20 protein-coding genes are annotated in these 18,098 nt (G+C 36.3%); 11 read left to right on the top strand and 9 right to left on the bottom strand.

All coding sequences use genetic code 11. The features are described 5' to 3' along the window. Nucleotides 1-16 precede the first annotated feature (16 nt). From queF to KP710_RS01245, 5 genes are read right to left on the bottom strand one after another with little or no spacing between them, the layout of a single operon-like run. Nucleotides 17-856 carry an NADPH-dependent 7-cyano-7-deazaguanine reductase QueF gene (gene queF, locus KP710_RS01265; protein ID WP_111407368.1) on the bottom strand — a complete coding sequence of 280 codons (840 nt, stop codon included), beginning with the start codon at nucleotides 854-856 and terminating at the stop codon, nucleotides 17-19. Between the two features lie 54 nt (nucleotides 857-910). Beyond that, nucleotides 911-1,696, bottom strand: coding sequence for a Zn-ribbon-containing protein (locus KP710_RS01260; RefSeq protein ID WP_111407369.1), 786 nt, complete (start codon nucleotides 1,694-1,696; stop codon nucleotides 911-913). Further along, the gene (locus KP710_RS01255) at nucleotides 1,687-2,067 is read right to left on the bottom strand and encodes a SufE family protein (RefSeq protein ID WP_111407370.1); all 381 of its coding nucleotides are present in this window, start codon (nucleotides 2,065-2,067) and stop codon (nucleotides 1,687-1,689) included. The genes KP710_RS01260 and KP710_RS01255 overlap by 10 nt, the downstream gene beginning before the upstream one ends. After that, nucleotides 2,064-3,263, bottom strand: coding sequence for a cysteine desulfurase (locus KP710_RS01250; protein WP_111407371.1), 1,200 nt, complete (start codon nucleotides 3,261-3,263; stop codon nucleotides 2,064-2,066). The genes KP710_RS01255 and KP710_RS01250 overlap by 4 nt, the downstream gene beginning before the upstream one ends. Next, nucleotides 3,253-3,741 carry a thermonuclease family protein gene (locus KP710_RS01245; RefSeq protein WP_502793462.1) on the bottom strand — a complete coding sequence of 163 codons (489 nt, stop codon included), beginning with the start codon at nucleotides 3,739-3,741 and terminating at the stop codon, nucleotides 3,253-3,255. The genes KP710_RS01250 and KP710_RS01245 overlap by 11 nt, the downstream gene beginning before the upstream one ends. Before the next feature lie 317 nt (nucleotides 3,742-4,058). On the opposite strand from KP710_RS01245, the gene KP710_RS01240 reads away from it, so the two are divergent. The 4 genes from KP710_RS01240 (at nucleotide 4,059) to KP710_RS01225 (ending at nucleotide 8,720) form a co-directional block, all read left to right on the top strand. Further along, on the top strand, nucleotides 4,059-4,490 hold the full coding sequence (locus KP710_RS01240) for a CidA/LrgA family protein (RefSeq protein ID WP_046939567.1): 432 nt from the start codon (nucleotides 4,059-4,061) through the stop codon (nucleotides 4,488-4,490). Between the two features lie 20 nt (nucleotides 4,491-4,510). Further along, complete coding sequence (locus tag KP710_RS01235) at nucleotides 4,511-5,206, top strand: CidB/LrgB family autolysis modulator (protein ID WP_046939566.1); 696 nt, start codon at nucleotides 4,511-4,513, stop codon at nucleotides 5,204-5,206. A 92-nt stretch (nucleotides 5,207-5,298) separates the two neighbouring features. Then, on the top strand, nucleotides 5,299-6,684 hold the full coding sequence (locus tag KP710_RS01230) for an anti-phage deoxyguanosine triphosphatase (protein WP_502793461.1): 1,386 nt from the start codon (nucleotides 5,299-5,301) through the stop codon (nucleotides 6,682-6,684). A 92-nt stretch (nucleotides 6,685-6,776) separates the two neighbouring features. Next, complete coding sequence (locus KP710_RS01225; protein WP_139989964.1) at nucleotides 6,777-8,720, top strand: ABC transporter ATP-binding protein; 1,944 nt, start codon at nucleotides 6,777-6,779, stop codon at nucleotides 8,718-8,720. Between the two features lie 26 nt (nucleotides 8,721-8,746). Here the strand turns inward: KP710_RS01225 and can are convergent, their stop codons facing one another. Both can and asnS read right to left on the bottom strand, forming a co-directional pair. Next, nucleotides 8,747-9,436: a carbonate dehydratase gene (gene can, locus KP710_RS01220; protein ID WP_139989963.1), complete on the bottom strand. Its 690-nt coding sequence runs from the start codon at nucleotides 9,434-9,436 to the stop codon at nucleotides 8,747-8,749. A 75-nt stretch (nucleotides 9,437-9,511) separates the two neighbouring features. After that, nucleotides 9,512-10,915 carry an asparagine--tRNA ligase gene (asnS, locus tag KP710_RS01215; protein WP_140578840.1) on the bottom strand — a complete coding sequence of 468 codons (1,404 nt, stop codon included), beginning with the start codon at nucleotides 10,913-10,915 and terminating at the stop codon, nucleotides 9,512-9,514. A gap of 118 nt (nucleotides 10,916-11,033) precedes the next feature. Here asnS and sohB point away from each other — a divergent pair, with 118 nt between their 5' ends. Beyond that, a complete protein-coding gene (gene sohB / locus KP710_RS01210) occupies nucleotides 11,034-12,095 on the top strand; it encodes a protease SohB (RefSeq protein WP_139989961.1) in 1,062 nt (353 codons plus the stop codon). A 192-nt stretch (nucleotides 12,096-12,287) separates the two neighbouring features. Next, the gene (locus KP710_RS01205; protein ID WP_139989960.1) at nucleotides 12,288-13,142 is read left to right on the top strand and encodes an OmpA family protein; all 855 of its coding nucleotides are present in this window, start codon (nucleotides 12,288-12,290) and stop codon (nucleotides 13,140-13,142) included. A gap of 63 nt (nucleotides 13,143-13,205) precedes the next feature. On the opposite strand, the gene ytfE is transcribed toward KP710_RS01205, so the two are convergent. Continuing rightward, nucleotides 13,206-13,877 carry an iron-sulfur cluster repair protein YtfE gene (gene ytfE, locus KP710_RS01200; RefSeq protein ID WP_139989959.1) on the bottom strand — a complete coding sequence of 224 codons (672 nt, stop codon included), beginning with the start codon at nucleotides 13,875-13,877 and terminating at the stop codon, nucleotides 13,206-13,208. Between the two features lie 243 nt (nucleotides 13,878-14,120). On the opposite strand from ytfE, the gene KP710_RS01195 reads away from it, so the two are divergent. The 4 genes from KP710_RS01195 to cspD all read left to right on the top strand — a co-directional run bounded on the left by KP710_RS01195 (nucleotide 14,121) and on the right by cspD (nucleotide 15,667). Next, nucleotides 14,121-14,435, top strand: a complete 315-nt coding sequence (locus tag KP710_RS01195; protein WP_139989958.1) for a YqcC family protein — start codon at nucleotides 14,121-14,123, stop codon at nucleotides 14,433-14,435. Beyond that, entirely contained in the window at nucleotides 14,435-15,154 is a 720-nt protein-coding gene (truC, locus tag KP710_RS01190; RefSeq protein ID WP_048952690.1) for a tRNA pseudouridine(65) synthase TruC, read from the top strand. Before KP710_RS01195 ends, truC begins: the two co-directional genes overlap by 1 nt. Beyond that, nucleotides 15,147-15,299: a YoaH family protein gene (locus KP710_RS01185; RefSeq protein ID WP_048952672.1), complete on the top strand. Its 153-nt coding sequence runs from the start codon at nucleotides 15,147-15,149 to the stop codon at nucleotides 15,297-15,299. The genes truC and KP710_RS01185 overlap by 8 nt, the downstream gene beginning before the upstream one ends. Nucleotides 15,300-15,448: 149 nt before the next feature. Beyond that, nucleotides 15,449-15,667 (top strand): cold shock domain-containing protein CspD, encoded by a 219-nt coding sequence (gene cspD / locus KP710_RS01180; RefSeq protein ID WP_048952671.1) that lies wholly within the window; start codon nucleotides 15,449-15,451, stop codon nucleotides 15,665-15,667. A 65-nt stretch (nucleotides 15,668-15,732) separates the two neighbouring features. On the opposite strand, the gene matP is transcribed toward cspD, so the two are convergent. Beyond that, nucleotides 15,733-16,179, bottom strand: coding sequence for a macrodomain Ter protein MatP (matP, locus tag KP710_RS01175; protein WP_215770865.1), 447 nt, complete (start codon nucleotides 16,177-16,179; stop codon nucleotides 15,733-15,735). Nucleotides 16,180-16,300: 121 nt separating this feature from the next. Here matP and KP710_RS01170 point away from each other — a divergent pair, with 121 nt between their 5' ends. Further along, entirely contained in the window at nucleotides 16,301-18,067 is a 1,767-nt protein-coding gene (locus KP710_RS01170; RefSeq protein WP_215770864.1) for an AAA family ATPase, read from the top strand. Nucleotides 18,068-18,098 lie beyond the last annotated feature (31 nt).

The raw sequence follows: 18,098 nt of genomic DNA, 5'->3' as shown, positions 1-18,098 counted from the left end.
TCACCGCAGTTTTCTTTTACTGTCTCGCTAATCTTAAATTTTCAGGTAAGTTCTCAAAATTAGAGCGGAATGGGTTGATGTCTAAGCCACCGCGTCGGGTATAGCGGGCGTAAACAGTGAGTTTTTCTGGTTTTGTGTAGTGCATTAAATCGCAAAAAATACGCTCGACACATTGTTCGTGAAATTCATTATGCTGACGGAAAGATACAACGTAATGCAATAATTTTTCGTGATCGATTTTTTTACCAACATAATGAATATGTAACGTTCCCCAGTCTGGCTGATTAGTGATGAGGCAGTTAGATTTCAACAAATGGCTGACTAATTTTTCTTCGACAATTTCATCCGATACGCAATCTTTCAGCCAATCAGCGTTAAATTCATAGCTAGTTATTTCAATATCTTGTTCATCAATGCAATCGCCTTGTAAGTGATCAATTTTTTGAGAATCATAAACTGCTACTGGATTTAACCGCACTTTTACATCGCCTTGCGCACATTCGCTTAAATCGCGTTGCATAGTTTGTTGAACAGCTGTGAAATCTGCAAATTTGCTTTGGTTGAAGCTATTTAAATAAAGTTTAAAACTTTTTGATTCAATCAAATTTTGGCTTTGATAATCCAGATAAATGTCTGCGATAGCCACTTGTGGCAAGCCTTTTTCATTGAGCCACGAGATTTCATAAGCCGTCCAAATATCGGCGCCGATAGTAAATGGTTGGTTTTGAGTAATGCCCAATCCATCGCGATTTAACGCGCGTGGCACAGGCTGTAATAAAGTGCGGTCATATTGAGAGGCGTATTCCGTTTTTTGACCGAGTTTTAAGGATTTTAAGCTGTTGTCTTGGTAATTCATCTTTTCTCCGATTAAGTGTTTGAGTTTTGCAAATTTCGACACTTTATAAATTAATTACAAAAAATTCCACGATAAGTTCGAAACTAATCGACAGGTATCGCATTTAAAATGAAAGGTATCAAAAATCGCGTCTTTTAACGCCCAGTTTGCACCACAAGAAGGGCAGCAACGGGATTTTTCAGATTCTAAAGATTGCCCACCTACACGATATAAATAATAGTAAGTCGGTATGCCCGTTTCTTTTTCGATTTCTTTGGCTAAATAGCGCCCATGTTTTGAAAGGGGGCTTTGATGATCCGAAATTTCTGCCAAAGATTGTTGTTCTAATACCGCACCATTCATTTGTAGTTGATCGCAGGCTTGCCAATTTTCTTGCCATTTAATCAGATCTTGGCTTAAGTGCGGTTGATTTTTTAGTTGTTTATACAAAGGGATTGGTGCGAGATTTTCTCCGCTGTGAATCGGTGAGCAGCTTTGTAAATGGGTTGTGTAAAGCACTTGCCAAGCTGGTGATACATTTTCTGCTGTTTGATCTGAATTGAAATCATCGCCCACAAGTTGAAAACCATTAAAAATTACGCCGCACTTTTCTGCTTTTTGTAATGTTCGATTTACTTCTGCGTTATTATTTTGCGGGAAAAGACTATCTTGCTCAGGGCAAATGACGCGCATAGCAAAGCCTTGTGCACCACCTTCTTCTGCTAAATATAAAGGAATTTCACGTCCGATAATTTGCCCGTTATACCGCCATTGATCGATCACTGCATTGAGTAAACGACTTTGTGATTCAATATTATTTTCGAGCGTAGTTAGGCGAAAATAGGTTTCGATTAAATACATAAATTTTTTAATTGCTGTCCGATTTGGTTTAAGCCGTTTAAACGCGTTTCGCTTAAACGTTGTGAAATGCTGAGTTCGCTAAAAAATACAGTAATATCAAATGTATTCAATTCATCCGCTGTTTTACCATTGATTTGATTGAGTAAAATCCAAAGCAAGCCATTCATAATTCTGGCTTCACTAAATCCGTTGAATTGAAAAGTGCGGTCATTTTTAGGCATAATTTGAAACCACATTTGTGCTTCACAGCCAGTAATAGGTTGCATTTGAGCGATTTCATCATCGCTTGGGCGAGATAAATTTTTGCCAGCTTGAATAATCAGGCGATAGCGATCTTCCCAATTTTTAGCTTGTTTTAATTGTTCTATCATTGTAATAAATCCAGTGCTTTATCTAAGGCGGTAAAAAATGCCTCTACATCTTCCTGTGTATTATAAGGCGCAAAAGATAGGCGTAATGTGGTGCGTTCGCCTAAGCGTGCTAAATAAGGCTGGGCACAATGTTCTCCCACACGAAGCGCAATATTTTGTTCGCTTAAGAGCGTTGAAAGATCAGAACAGTCAATGCCGTCAAATATAAAGCAAACAACGGTGCTTGGTTGAGGGGAATTGAATAATCGGCAATTCTCGTAAGATTTTAACCGCACTTTGATAAATTCAGCCAAAGATATAGCGTGCTGTTCTGCTGCGGTAAAATCCCATTTTTGTAACCAATCCAGTATGGCATTAAAGCCAATAACTCCAGCAATATTGGGTGTGCCAGCTTCTAAACGATAAGGCAATTCGGCAAAAGTAATACGATCATTTGATACACGATCAACCATTTTTCCACCGAAAAAGAGCGGTTGAAGTTGAGAAAGTGTGGTTAATTTTCCTGTTAAAACGCCAAGCCCATTTGGACCATAAATTTTATGGGCTGAAAATGCGAGGAAATCTGCATCTAAATCTTGTAAATCGATTTTAATATGACTAATCGCTTGTGCTGCATCCACTAAAACCAACGCATGACTATGTTTTCTAATAAGTTGAATCAGGCGTTTAATCGGCTGTTCTGTGCCCGTGACATTTGAAACAAAATTCAGCGCAACGAGTTTAGTTTTTTCAGAAAGGGCAGAAATAAGCGCATTTTCATCAATTAGCCAATTATCTAAAATCGGTAAAACTCGAATTTTTGCACCGCACTTTTTCGCCGTTTCGTGCCAAGTGACAAAATTAGCATGATGATCTGATTGGCTAATCAGAATTTCATCTTCTGAATTTAATTGTGGAAATAATCCATTTGCCACTAAGTTTATTGCGTGAGTTGTACCCGACGTCCAGATAACAGCGCGTTTATCTTCAGCATTAACCCATTGTTTAACTTGTGTGCGAGCCCGTTCATATTGTGCTGTTTGAGCCACATCATATTGGCTGCGATGTACAGAACCTGCAGAAGCATAAAATTCAGCGGTGCGATCAATTAACACTTGTGGTTTCAACGAAGTGGCAGCGTTATCTAAATAAATAACGGCATCTTCACATTGGAAATAGGGAAATTCTTGACGGAAAGTTTGATAATCAAAAGCCATATTGATTTTTCTCTTGTCTACGCCATTGACTTGGTTCGATCGGATTATTGTCCGCCCAAAGACCAATTCGTTTGGCTTGTGCATTTTCTTGTGCTTGAAGATAAATCGGATCATGGGAATATTGCTTATAAGCCCATGCCATACCTTGTTTAACCATCTCTAAATTAATATTTTTATCTTGATAATAAACAATTGCCAATGTGCGTTGATAGCGATCTTGGCCTTTTAAAGAAAGACGTACATCACGGAGATAAACCATATCAGATAACGCTTTTTTAGATTTTTGCCCAAAAGCTTGTTTTTTCTCTGGCGCATCAATTTCAGCTAGTCGCACTTTGACTTGCTTATTGCCTTTTGTAAGGCAAGTTAAAGTGTCGCCATCGCTGATACCCACAACACGACAATTACCTTTCTCACTAGAGCAAGCGGAAAGTGCGGTTAAAAAAAGTAAAGAAATTAAAATTAAGCAGTTTTTCATCATTAACCTTGGTAAATTGGCGCTATTGGTGCCAATAAGCGTGTAGAGTATTCCATTTTATGGGTGATAAATGTGGAGACAGATTGTTTAAGATTCATGGTTAATAAGGTGGAATATTGTAACAAATCTTAAGCCTGATGAATAATAGCTGGTGATTTGATTGTTTTTAACTCTTTGTAATTTGATATCAAAATTTGATCGAGCTCACATTTTTTTCAGATTACGCCCGATTTTATTTAAAAATAGGTGGTCAATTTTCTCTTAAAAGGCGTAAAATCTTTTTTAAACATTATCAAAAAAGTTGAAAAAGGTCGAATATGGTTCAAAAGGTGTTTTTATTGACCCGTTCTTTGGTCATTTTATACATTATGTTATATCTCGGAAATCTTATTGCACATTATGTACCTGTAGGTGTACCTGGGAGTATTTGGGGATTGTTATTACTCTTTTTGGGGTTAACAACAAGACTTATTCATTTAGATTGGATTTATTTGGGGGCGAGTTTTCTTATTCGCTTTATGGCCGTACTTTTTGTACCTGTAAGCGTAGGCATTATTAAATATTCTGATTTATTAAGAGAACAGGTTAATATTTTATTACTTCCCAATATTGTAAGCACATGTATTACATTAGTTGTGATTGGTTTTTTTGCCAATCATTTATATCAACTCCAATCTTTTACACATAAACGGAAAAAAGTAATAAAACGTCGCCAAGTTCAAGAGAAACAAATAACTGAAAACATGTAGTCTTTATTTGGATGTCAATTATGCAGCAGTACGCAATTTATCTTTATACATTTTTAACAATTTTCGGATTTTGGCTTGCATTACAAATTAGTAAACGTTGGAAATCAGTCATTTTCAATTCATTTATCTTAACCGTGTTGATTCTTGTGGTAATTTTGGTTATAGGCAAAATTCCATATGATGATTATATGGCTGGGAATGCACCAATAAACAATTTGCTTTCATTAAGTATCGTTGCTCTTGCTTTGCCGCTTTATGAGCAACTTCGCCAAATTGCCAAACAATGGAAAATCATTCTTTCAACGGTTTTCATTGCCTCTTTTTTAGCAATGTTAAGTGGTGCACTTTTAGCATTTCTTTTAGGCGCAACTCCCGAAATGGTCGCAACAGTTTTACCTAAATCAATTACAACGCCTATCGCGATGGAGGTTTCTCGCCATTTAGGCGGAATTCCTGCTGTTACCGCTGTAGGGGTTGTTGTTGCAGGTTTGCAAGGCTCTGTTTTTGGTTACCTTGTATTAAAAAAATTAGGCATTAAACATCAAGAAGCTATAGGACTTTCCGTTGGTTCTGTTTCTCATGCACTTGGTACCGTAAGCTGTATGGAAACTAACTCAACGGCAGGCAGTTACAGTTCTATTTCTCTTGTGCTTTGTGGGATTATTAGTTCTATTCTCGCGCCATTTGTATTTAAGCTCATTTATTTCTTTGTTTAAATATCAATAAAAATTCAACCGCACTTTATTTATTCTAGATTGTGTTTGTTCTAGATAAAGTGCGGTTGTTTTTTGCGCTAAATGATTAGATAATGCAGAAAAACGAAATAAAACAAAGCGATATGAAACCACTTATCATTGATTCTTCTTGGATAGAACGTTTTCTTCCCGATCCTCCACGCGAAAAAGATAATCGACCACCATTTCGTCGTGATCGGGGGCGAATTTTACATTCTGCCGCCTTTCGTTGCTTGCAAGCAAAAACTCAAATTCACGCGATTGGCGAAAATGATTTTTATCGCACTCGCTTAACCCATTCTTTGGAAGTTGCACAGATTGGCAGTAGTCTCGTTGCGCAGCTTAAATTTTTAGAAACCGTTGAAAGCCTTTCGCAAACGTTAAATATTGATAAAAATGAGTTACAAAAGCAGTTGAAATCTTTATTGCCGAGTAATGATCTTATCGAAAGTTTGTGTTTTGCGCATGATATTGGGCATCCGCCTTTTGGGCATGGTGGCGAAACAGCATTAAATTATATGATGGCAGAGCAGGGCGGTTTTGAAGGCAATGCACAAACCTTCAGAATTTTAACGAAACTTGAGCCTTACACTGAAAATGCAGGGATGAATCTAACGCGTCGAACACTATTGGGTGTAGTGAAATATCCCGCGTTGTTAGATGTGGCCTCCCCTCAATATGCAGAACTTAATTTTTCTCGCAATATTGATCCGCATTTTGTGCGTATTCATGATTGGATTCCAGGAAAAGGCATTTTCCGCGATGATTTAAAAATGTTTAATTGGTTGCTGGAAAATCTTTCTGAAAATGACCGCACTTTATTCTGTCAATTTAAAAAAGTGCGGGAAAATCCAGCTGAATCTTTACATACTCGGTTTAAATCGCTGGATTGCAGCATTATGGAATTGGCAGATGATATTGCCTATGGCGTACATGATTTAGAAGATGCGATTGTGACTGGCGTGGTCAATCCTCATCAATGGCAAGCGGCGCATGCAGCATTGAAACAAATTCCTTCAGCTTGGTTGCATGAAAATATTGATTCAATTAGCCAACGGCTTTTCTCTGATAAACATTTTGAACGCAAACAAGCGATTGGCGCATTGGTAAATTTCTTTATAACCAATGTGCGGTGGAAATTAACGGCAAATTTTGATGAGCCTTTGTTACGTTATAACGCAGAATTGCCACCTGAAGTGATTGCTGCGCTTGGTGTATTTAAAAAATTCGTTTGGGATTATGTTATTCGCAATGTGGATACCCAAAGAATCGAATATAAAGGGCAGAGAATGTTGACAGAAATGTTCCAGATTTTTGAATCTGATCCGGAGCGTTTATTACCGCGAAATACTGCAAATCGTTGGCGTAATGCACCAGAAGAAGGGAAGAAACGGATTATTTGCGATTATATTGCAGGCATGTCAGATGCACACGCATTGCGGGTATATCAACAACTTTGATTTCATAGAGAATCCCATTGAATTGATGGGATTTTTTATGCAAACCGTATAGAATAGTGCGGTTAATTTTTACAGAGTTTTATGGGGCAGTTGTGGCATTAATTAGTTTAACCAATGGATACCTTTCCTTTAGTGATGCACCTTTGTTAGATCATGCAGAACTACATATTGAACCGAATGAACGCGTTTGTTTAGTTGGGCGTAACGGTGCAGGTAAATCAACTTTATTGAAAATCATTGCAGGCGATGTGCTGATGGATGATGGCAAAATCCAATACGAAAAAGATCTTGTGGTTTCTCGTTTAGAACAAGACCCACCGCGTAATGCACAAGGCAATATTTTTGATTATGTCGCGGAGGGTGTTGGGCATTTAACGGATTTATTAAAAGAATATCATCATATTTCTGTTCAATTGGAAGAAAATTACAGTGATCAAATTTTAAGTCAATTAGAGCAAGTTCAGGCTAAATTAGAACACGCTGATGGCTGGCGATTTGAAAATAAAATCAATGAAGTGTTGTTAAAACTGGGCTTAAATCCAAACACAAAATTATCCGCACTTTCGGGCGGTTGGTTACGTAAAGCAGCATTAGCGCGCGCATTGGTATGCGATCCTGATGTGTTATTACTTGATGAACCAACTAACCACTTGGATGTGGAAGCTATTGAATGGTTAGAAAATTTTTTACTGGATTTCCAAGGTAGCATTGTATTTATTTCCCATGACCGTTCTTTTATTCGCAAAATGGCAACACGGATTGTGGATTTAGATCGCGGTCAATTAGTGTCTTATCCAGGCAATTATGATTTATATTTAACCACGAAAGAAGAAAATCTACGCGTTGAAGCCTTGCAAAATGAATTATTTGATAAACGTCTTGCACAGGAAGAAGTGTGGATTCGCCAAGGTATCAAGGCTCGCCGTACAAGAAATGAAGGGCGAGTACGAGCATTAAAAGCGATGCGTGAGGAACGCCGCCAACGCCGTGACGTAATGGGAACAGCCAAATTACAATTAGATACCTCAAGCCGTTCAGGCAAAATTGTCTTTGAAATGGAAGATGTGAGCTATGAAATCACAGGAAAAACTTTGTTAAAAGATTTTTCAACAACGATTTTACGTGGTGACAAAATTGCACTTGTTGGGCCAAATGGCTGTGGAAAAACTACGTTCATTAAATTATTGTTGGGTGAAATTCAGCCAACATCAGGAAAAATTCGTTGTGGTACTAAATTAGACATTGCTTATTTTGACCAATATCGTGCTGATTTAGATCCTGAAAAAACTGTAATGGATAATGTGGCGGATGGTAAACAAGATATTGAAGTCAATGGTGTAAAACGCCATGTGCTAGGATATTTGCAAGATTTCTTGTTCCCGCCAAAACGAGCAATGACGCCAGTTAAAGCCTTATCGGGGGGAGAACGAAATCGTTTATTGCTCGCAAAATTGTTGCTCAAACCAAATAATTTATTGATTCTTGACGAACCGACCAATGACCTTGATGTAGAAACATTGGAGCTTTTAGAAGAAATTTTGACTGATTATCAAGGCACATTGTTAATTGTGAGTCATGACCGTCAATTTATCGATAATACTGCGACAGAATGTTATTTATTTGAAAGTGAAGGGCGTTTGAATAAGTATGTAGGTGGATTCTTTGATGCTAAACAGCAACAAGCCAATTTCTGGGCAAGCAAAGCAGTGGAAGAACAGGCTAAAGCGAAGAAATCTGAACCACTAAAAGAAGAAAGTGCGGTGAAAAATGATCGCACTTCTAAGCCGAAATCAGTAAAACTTTCTTATAAAGAACAACGTGAGCTAGAACAGCTGCCACAACTTTTAGAAGAATTAGAAACCAAAATCGCCGCACTGCAAGCTGAAATAGCCGATCCAGCATTTTTCCAACAGGCTCATGATATTACCGACGTTAAATTAAAAGCATTGGCGGATACTGAAGCCGAATTAGAAACAGCATTTTTACGCTGGGAAGAATTGGAAGAAAAGAAAAATTTGATTGAAGGTAAAGCTTAAAAATAACGCCCGAAAGGGCGTTATCTTTAGATATTTTCAAGATGATCTTTTTTCAAAATACTTTCTTCATCAAGCGTTGATAAGCGAGAGATAGCATTCCGGTAAGATATTTCAAGGGTTTCTCTACTAGTTGCCATTACGCCTTGATCCACTAAAAATCCATCATTTACATCATATACCCAGCCGTGTAATGAGAGTTTTTGTCCGCGTTCCCAAGCACTTTTGACAATTGAAGTGCGCCCAAGATTATAAACCTGTTCCGCTACGTTAATTTTAGTCAACATATCCGCGCGTTTTTCTGGGGAAAGTTTACCGAGAAGATGGCCATGTTTAAACCAAATATCGCGAATATGAAGAAGCCAGTTGTTGATAAGTCCTAAATCTTTATCTATCATAGCGGCATGAATACCACCACAGTTGGTGTGGCCACAGATAATAATATGTTCAATTTTAAGCACATCGACGGCATATTGCACAACAGAAAGACAATTAAAATCGGTGTGAATTACTTGATTAGCAACATTACGATGAACAAATAATTCACCAGGTTCAAGATTTGTCAATTTCTCAGCAGGCACGCGGCTATCAGAACAACCAATCCAAAGGTAATGTGGCGTTTGATGATCCGCAAGTTCTTTGAAGTAAGTAGAATTTTCTTCTTTCATTCTTTGCGCCCAACTGTAATTGTTGGCAAAGAGTTGTTTAATTTTATCCATTTTGCTTTCCTTAAAATTCTGAAAAAATTGACCGCACTTTGGTGTAAGTGCGGTCAATATTAAAGTTAAATTGAATTAGAAATTCGCATTTCTTGGCGCGCGTGGGAATGGAATTACATCACGAATATTCTGCACGCCAGTTACATAGACGATTAAACGTTCAAAACCAAGACCAAAACCAGAGTGTGGAACGCTACCGTATTTACGAAGATCGCGATACCACCAATAATCATCTGGGTTTAATCCCATTTCTTCCATTCGTTTATCAAGCACGTCTAAACGTTCTTCACGTTGTGAACCACCGATGATTTCACCAATTCCTGGAGCTAACACGTCCATTGCTGCCACAGTTTTTCCATCATCATTTAAACGCATATAGAATGCTTTAATGTCTTTTGGATAGTTTTTCACCACAACTGGTGATTTAAAATATTCTTCCGCTAAGAAACGTTCGTGTTCAGAAGAAAGATCAATCCCCCAAGAAACAGGGAATTCAAATTTCTTACCAGATTTTAATAACACATCAATGGCATCAGTATAGTCAATTTGAGCAAAATCTGAGTTTACAAAGTTTTCTAGACGCGTAATAACATCTTTATCTACATGTTTTTCAAAGAATTGTAAGTCATCTTTACGCTCTGCTAATACTGCACGGAATACGTATTTCAACATATCTTCTGCAAGTTTTGCGTTATCCGCTAAAGTTGCAAATGCAACTTCAGGTTCAACCATCCAGAATTCAGCTAAGTGACGGGTAGTATTCGAGTTTTCTGCACGGAATGTTGGGCCGAAAGTATAAATTTTGCTTAATGCACAAGCATAGGTTTCGCCGTTTAACTGACCTGAAACCGTTAAAAATGATTCTTTACCGAAGAAATCTTGGCTGAAATCAACTTTTCCATTTTCACCACGTGGAAGATTTTCTAAATCAAGTGTAGAAACACGGAACATTTCACCCGCACCTTCAGTATCTGATGCAGTAATTAATGGGGTTGCCACCCAGTAGAAACCTTGCTCATGGAAGAAACGGTGAATTGCTTGAGATAAACAATGGCGAACACGTGCGACAGCACCAATAATATTGGTACGAGGGCGTAAGTGAGCTACTTCGCGTAAATATTCAATAGAGTGGCGTTTTGCTGCCATTGGGTAAGTATCTGGATCTTCAACAAACCCTGTCACTTCTACTTTTTCTGTTTGTAACTCAACCGCTTGTCCTTCTGCAGGTGATTCAACGACTTTACCTGTTACAATTACAGAACAGCCCGTTGTTAAACGTAAAATTTCGCTTTCGTAATTTTCAATATCGTTATTAATAATCGCTTGAATTGGATCAAAGCAAGAACCGTCATAAACCGCTAAGAAAGATAAGCCAGCTTTAGAATCGCGACGGGTACGTACCCAACCACGCACAGTGACGGTTTCACCAATCGCCACTTTTCCTTGTAATACATCAACAATTGATGCTACGTTAGACATATAAACCTCTATAACTAAATGTAATTTTACGTAAAAATAGAGGTATTTTACCTGAGTATGGAATTTTTTCCATAAAAAAGTATAGAATGGAGTGGATTATTCATCGTGAGGAGAAACAATGTTAAACGATATTTTAACGGGTTATGGAATTTTTGTTTTAGAAATTTTGACGGTTTTATTAGTGATTTTAGTCATTGTAAGCTTAATTATTTCACATCGTCAGCATAATAAAGTGAAAGTAGGCGAGCTGGAAATTAAGGATTTATTGGAAGAATTTGATAGTCAAGTTCGAGTGTTGCAAGATTTTAATTTTTCTGAAGAAGAGCTAAAACAACAAGCTAAAGCAGAGAAAAAAGCTGAAAAGCAAAAAGCCAAAAAACGTAAAGAGAAATTAAAAAAAGGTGAAACTGTAGATGACGCAAAGATAGGTTGTGTATATATCTTAGATTTTCATGGTGATATTTCAGCGTCAGAAACAACCGCACTTAGAGAAGAAATTTCAGCAATCTTAAGTGTCGCGAAACCAGAAGATGAAGTATTACTACGTTTAGAAAGCCCTGGCGGTATTGTGCATGATTATGGGTTTGCCGCATCTCAATTAGCTCGCTTAAAACAAAAAGGAATTAAGTTAACGATTGCGGTGGATAAAGTAGCAGCAAGTGGAGGTTATATGATGGCTTGTATTGCTGATAAAATTGTATCAGCTCCGTTTGCTATCATTGGGTCGATAGGCGTGGTTGCACAAATTCCTAATATTCATCGTTTATTGAAAAAATATGATGTGGATGTAGATGTAATGACCGCTGGAGAGTTTAAGCGAACTGTAACAATGTTAGGTGAAAATACCGAAAAAGGTAAACAAAAATTCCAACAAGAATTAGAAGAAACACATCAATTATTTAAACAATTTGTTTTACAAAACCGTCCTCACTTAGATATAGATAAAATAGCAACAGGAGAGCATTGGTTTGGGACGCAAGCGCTAGAATTGAAATTAGTTGATGAAATCACTACAAGTGATGATTTGATTTTAGATAAGATGAAAGAAAAACGAGTTCTAGCAGTGAAATATCAATTGAAAAAATCGTTAATAAAAAAATTAGGTCGCCAAGCAGAGGAAAGTTTAGCGAATATTATTTATAGTTATATGATGAAGAAGGTAAATAATTTTATTCAATAAACTTTAATTTCTTTACATTATCTTTACAAAAAAAAACGATTGATTTAGGCAAAATCAAGTAATTTGTTATTTACAAGGTAAAGTTTTGCCATTAGTATATGCATCGAAACTTTAAAAGTTTTGTTCTTTGAAATTTATAAAGTTTAGTTATCCCTTTAATTTAGGGATTTTACAAATTAAAAGGTAAAACAAATGAAATTATCTCGTATTTTATTATCTACTGTTGCAATCGCAACTGTGACAGCTTGTGGTAACTTAAGCAAAGTAACAGATGCTGGTACACCAGAATATAAAGATGTAAATGGTGAGCAAGTACCACAATTAGTGTGGCCAAAAATTGATACATCAGGATTTAATCATGATGGTAGTCAATTTGGTTCATGGCCAAACTGGTCTGATGTTCGTTTGATCGAACGTGGTCAAAATAAAGATCAAATTCGCCAATTAATCGGTGATCCTCATTTTGCTGAGGGGTTATATGGCGTAGAAGAATGGGATTATGTATTTAATTATCGCGAAAATGGGATTCACAAAGTTTGTCAATATAAAGTGTTATTTGATAAAAACCATAATGCACAATCTTTCTTCTGGTTCCCAAATGGTTGTAACGGTAATTCTGCATTCAGTTTAAGTGGTGATTTCTTATTTGATTTTGATAAAGATACTTTAACTGCGCGTGGTAAAGAAGTCGTTGATAACGTTGCAAATCAATTAAAGTCAACTGGTGCAAAAGATGTTAAAGTTGCAGGTTATACTGACCGTTTAGGTTCAGATTCTTATAACTTAAATCTTTCTCAACGTCGTGCAAATCGTGTTAAAGCACGTTTATTAGAAGATGGTGTTGTTGCTCAGATTAGTGCTGTTGGATATGGTAAAAATCCACAAGTTAAGGCTTGTGATGATGTAACAGGTAAACAAGCATTAAGAGAATGTTTAAAACCTAACCGTCGTGTAGAAGTGACAGCTTCTGGTTCTGTATTAAAATTACAGGAAGGTAGTCAATCTAATGGTGGTACTCAAGGACCAGCTCCTTTATACCAAAAATAATTTAGGTATTTACGTCATTAAAAACATAGGGCTAGATATTTTATCTAGCCCTTTTTACATAAATTATTTTTCTCTTAATACTCTAGGGAATAAAATATTATTCTCTAAATGAATATGATGCATAAGGTCATCAATAAACTCATTAATTCCACTGTATAGAGCTTTCCAACTAAAACAAGCATCAGAAGGCGCTGTACAATGATTAGTGAGAGATTTAACGACTTCTACATCTTGCCCTGCTTCATCATGCTCCATTTCCATTACACGGATTGGCATAGCTGCCATCATATAATTTTTGGCCTTAATCATTGGGAAAAGAATTTGTTCTTCTTTCATTAAATGTTGGCTTAATTCGATGTAAATTTTTTCTAGTTGTGCGGCTACACCAATTGGGCAATCTTCACGATCACCATGTACATTTTCAACTTTTTGAGCCAAGGTAATTAATTCAGGTAGCTGCTCTCGGTGGCGATTATGGTAGCGTGTAATAATATGATCGATAATTTCGTCATAATGTGCAACATTCCAATCTTTATCATTATTTTCTGATTTACTTTGTTGTAAATGAGCTAAGCGCGTTTCAATCTCAGCGAGATTAAGATTTTTTTGCTGTGCGGCAACTTCTAGTAAGATAGAACCACCGCAACAAAAATCTAAATCATATTCACGAAAAATTTTGGTTGCTCCCGGGATAGAAACTGCTAATTCGCTAAGTTTTTGTTGGGCAAAAGACATAAATCACTCCTTCTTAAATGAAATAGAAAAAAAACCTATTAAAATAGTAGGATATTTTCTTTGTGATGGAAAGTGTTTATATTCATTTCTTGATAAAATGATGACTTAAATCAAGAAAAATACTTCATAATAGTGAGATTAAGTAGTAAGGAAGATGATGATTAACGATTAAAATTATAGTGTTTTTGCGAAATAAAATGATTTTTTGTAGAATAAGCATTATATTTTTTTAGAGGAATTATTATGCGTAATCAAACAAAAAAGTATATCCAGCAATTACAAAATATTATGCATTCTTTGTCATTATGGCAAAGTATTCCCCCAGCTGCTGATGCTTTTCTCAGTGAAGAACCGTTTTCTATTGATACGATGTCTGCTCAAGAATGGTTACAATGGGTATTTATTCCACGTATGCTAGCATTGCTGGAAAGTGGTGCGCCATTGCCAAATCAGATCGCAATTTCCCCTTATATTGAAGAAGCAATGAAAGAATTTGATGAATTAGAACAATTATTGTCTCCTTTAATAGCCTTAGAAGAATTATTGAAAAATCAATGATATTAGAGATTCTATATCAAGATGATGTACTGATTGCGGTGAATAAACCTGCAGGCATGATGGTACATCGTAGCTGGCTTGATCCTCACGAAACACAATTTGTCATGCAAACTTTACGAGATCAAATTGGTCAGCATGTGTTTCCTGTTCATCGTCTCGATCGTCCTACATCAGGTGTCTTATTGTTTGCATTAAATAGCGAAATTGCCAATATATTATGTCAGCAATTTGAACAGCGATGTGTGGAGAAATCTTATTTAGCCGTCGTAAGAGGATATTTAGAGGGAAGGGACATCATTGACTATCCATTAAAAATTCAATTAGATAAAATTGCAGATAAATTATCCCAAGAAGATAAACCTCCTCAAGATGCCATAACTAAATATGAAGGGATAAGAACTGCAGAAATGCCTTATCCGGTTGGGCGTTACCAAACTGCACGTTATTCTTTAGTGAAATTGATTCCTTATACGGGGCGAAAACATCAATTGCGGCGACATATGAAACATATTTTTCATCCAATTTTAGGGGATACTCAATATGGCGATTTACATCAGAATCGAGCATTAACTACTCATACAGGTTGTCAACGATTATTTTTGCATGCTTATGAATTAATATTTATTCACCCTATAACACAAATAGAGATAAAGCTCACTGCAGGTTTAGATGAACAATGGTTAAAATTAATGAATAAATTAGGATGGGAGAATGTTTGATATTATTTTAACGCATGAACAACAACAAAAAGCAGTAGAACAAATTCAAGCGTTGATGGCTAAAGGTGTAAGTAGTGGTGAGGCTATCCAAATTGTAGCAAAGGCGATACGAGAAGCACATAATCATAATAAAAAGGCATCATAAAACTAATTTTTTGTGATCTAGTTATCATTTTTGAAGATTTCTCATTGCATTATTTCATAAAATGACTGAACATATTAACCATGCGAGGTGATAAGGCAATCGCCTTATTGGTATTTTGTTTTAATAGGCAAAGCCTAGAGAGGTCTTTTATGGAAATTGGTGTAGTGAAATGGTTTAATAATGCAAAGGGATTTGGTTTCATTTCCGCTGAGGGTGTAGATGCCGATATTTTTGCTCATTATTCTGTTATTGAAATGGAAGGGTATCGCTCTTTAAAAGCAGGGCAAAAAGTACAATTTGAAGTGATTCATGGAGACAAAGGCTCTCATGCCACGAAAATTATCCCTATAGTGGATAACCAGGAGTAATTATATTGCTCTGATTTTCTCTATTTAGTCCTAAGTAAAAAGACAAGAATTGCAGCTTGTCTTTTTTATTTGAGTAAATTCTTCAAGCTGTTTTTCATTGCAGCCATTTGATTTTCAAATTGTGCTTTACTTTCTCGTTCATCAATCATATAGGTAATAGTTTCTGATAATGTCATTTTCATTTTGCGAGAATATCTTGAAAGACGTTGCCATACAGCATATTCTAAATCGATAGACTTCTTTTTTGTATGTTGTTTTTCACCATTAAAAAAGCGTTTACGGCGCGCCCGAATAGCCTGATCTAATTTAATTGGAAGTGCTGAAGAAAGATGGTTTTTTATCCACGCTTCTATTTTTTCGGGATAATGTTGACAGGCTAATAATTCTTGTGATTTTGCCTCTTGTAGACTACGTTCTTCATAACATGTAATATTTTCTCCTTCACGGTATTTTCGAATGAGATAAATCCATTTCCAATTAGCTTCTTGATTTTCAAGTTTTTGATATTTCATGTTTTAACTATTCAGTGACGTGGTAACTCGACTAGTGTAAGTCTTTTTAAATGAATTTTCTAGCAGATTTTTACAAGCGTATGAAATATGCGATAATAGCCCTAATTTTTTCAAAAAGAGAGTGACTGTGAGTTCATTTTTTCCTCAACAAGCCTTGGATTGGCAAGCGTTGCAACCAGATCTAGCTATAACTGAATTCCCACCAGAGACGGTTGATTTTTGGTCATTACAACCTAACGCTAAACAGGCTCTATCTGTATTTTTACGTCATCCTAGTCGTTTTTTGTTAATGCTTAAAGCTGATGATCAAGCTGAATATGCTTCGTTATTGGAATCCTTTACTAAGTTGCATCATTATCGTGAACAATCGGTTTTTGGTGTAAGTTATGTTGTTGAGCAAGGAGACGCTTTTTCTTTTCCACGTGTTTATACAGAGGTGGCCCATTCCCTAGACGATAATTTTGCTACGCCAGGTGAGGTGGTGAACGCACTTTATTGTGATCAATTTCAATTGTTTGGTTCTCTTCGTGTTCATCCTAGTTCTCATGATATTCAACTAAATCCTGGATTAGTTCATCGTGCAAATGGAGGAGTATTAATTTTAAGTGCAGCAATGCTATTATCTCAGTTTGACTTATGGTTACGACTAAAGCAAATTTTACAAACACAAACTTTTGATTGGTATTCAGCTCATCCTTTTAAACACTTGCCCTGCGATGTGCCTAGCTATAAGCTTAATTTGAAAGTTATTGTGCTTGGAAGTCGTACAGAATTGGCAACTTTAGGTGAGTTAGAAGAATCATTATATTCTTTTGCTGATTATGCTGAAATTGAGAGTTATATTTCAGTGGCAGAAGTTGAATCTCAAAAGATGTGGGCTGGTTATGTGAAGAAAATAGCACAAACACTTAATGTTGAAATGAATTTTTCTGCACTCAATAAATTATATAAATTATTAGTACGCGAAAGTGAAGATCGATTTCTCATTAATATTTCACCTCTTAAACTTAAAGAAATGCTACAAGATGTAGTGACATTAACAGGTAATTCAATATTAAGTGCGGATGATTTTGAAGCTGTTTTTCAAAGAAAATCTATACAACATGGCTTTTTAAAAGAGCAAACTTATGCTGATATTTTAAATGAACAAGTCTATGTGGAAACCCAAGGAGAAATTGTTGGACAGATAAATGGGCTTTCAGTGATTGAATATCCAGGCACGCCGGTGAGTTTTGGTGAACCCTCACGTATTAGTTGTATTGTCCAGTTTGGTGAAGGGGAAGTTATTGATGTTGAAAGAAAAAATGAGCTTGCAGGAAATATTCATAGTAAAGGTATGATGATTGCTCAAGCTTGTCTTTCTAATATTCTTGATCTCCCTTCTCAATTGCCTTTTTCTGCATCATTGGTGTTTGAACAGTCTTACGGTGAAATTGATGGTGACAGTGCATCACTTGCAATTTTCTGTGTATTGGTGAGTGCTTTGTCTGATTTACCACTACCTCAAAACATTGCGATTACAGGTTCTATCGATCAATTTGGATTGGTTCATTCAGTAGGCGGTGTAAATGATAAAATTGAAGGGTTTTTCACAATTTGTCAGCGTCGTGGATTAACAGGCAAGCAAGGTGTGATTATTCCTATGACAACTATACAGCAACTGAGCCTATCTGATGAAGTTAAAAGTGCGGTAAAAAATAATGAATTTTTTATTTATCCAGTAGAAGATATTTATCAAGCCTGTGAGTACTTATTTGAACGTGATTTATTAGATGAAAATAAAGAATATTCAGAAAAAACAATGCCTATTTCTCGTTTAATTCAACGTAGGATTGAAAATCGGCTCGATTCTGAAAAAAAAGGATTTTGGGATTTTTTTAAATCTTAATTAAAAAAAGCGAACATTTGTTCGCTTTTCT

Source organism: Haemophilus sp. SZY H35 (assembly GCF_018829705.1).
In the GTDB taxonomy this organism is placed as follows: Bacteria; Pseudomonadota; Gammaproteobacteria; order Enterobacterales; family Pasteurellaceae; genus Haemophilus; species Haemophilus haemolyticus_K.
Note: the sequence above shows the minus strand (reverse complement) of the source record. Positions and strands in the feature narration are given on the sequence as shown.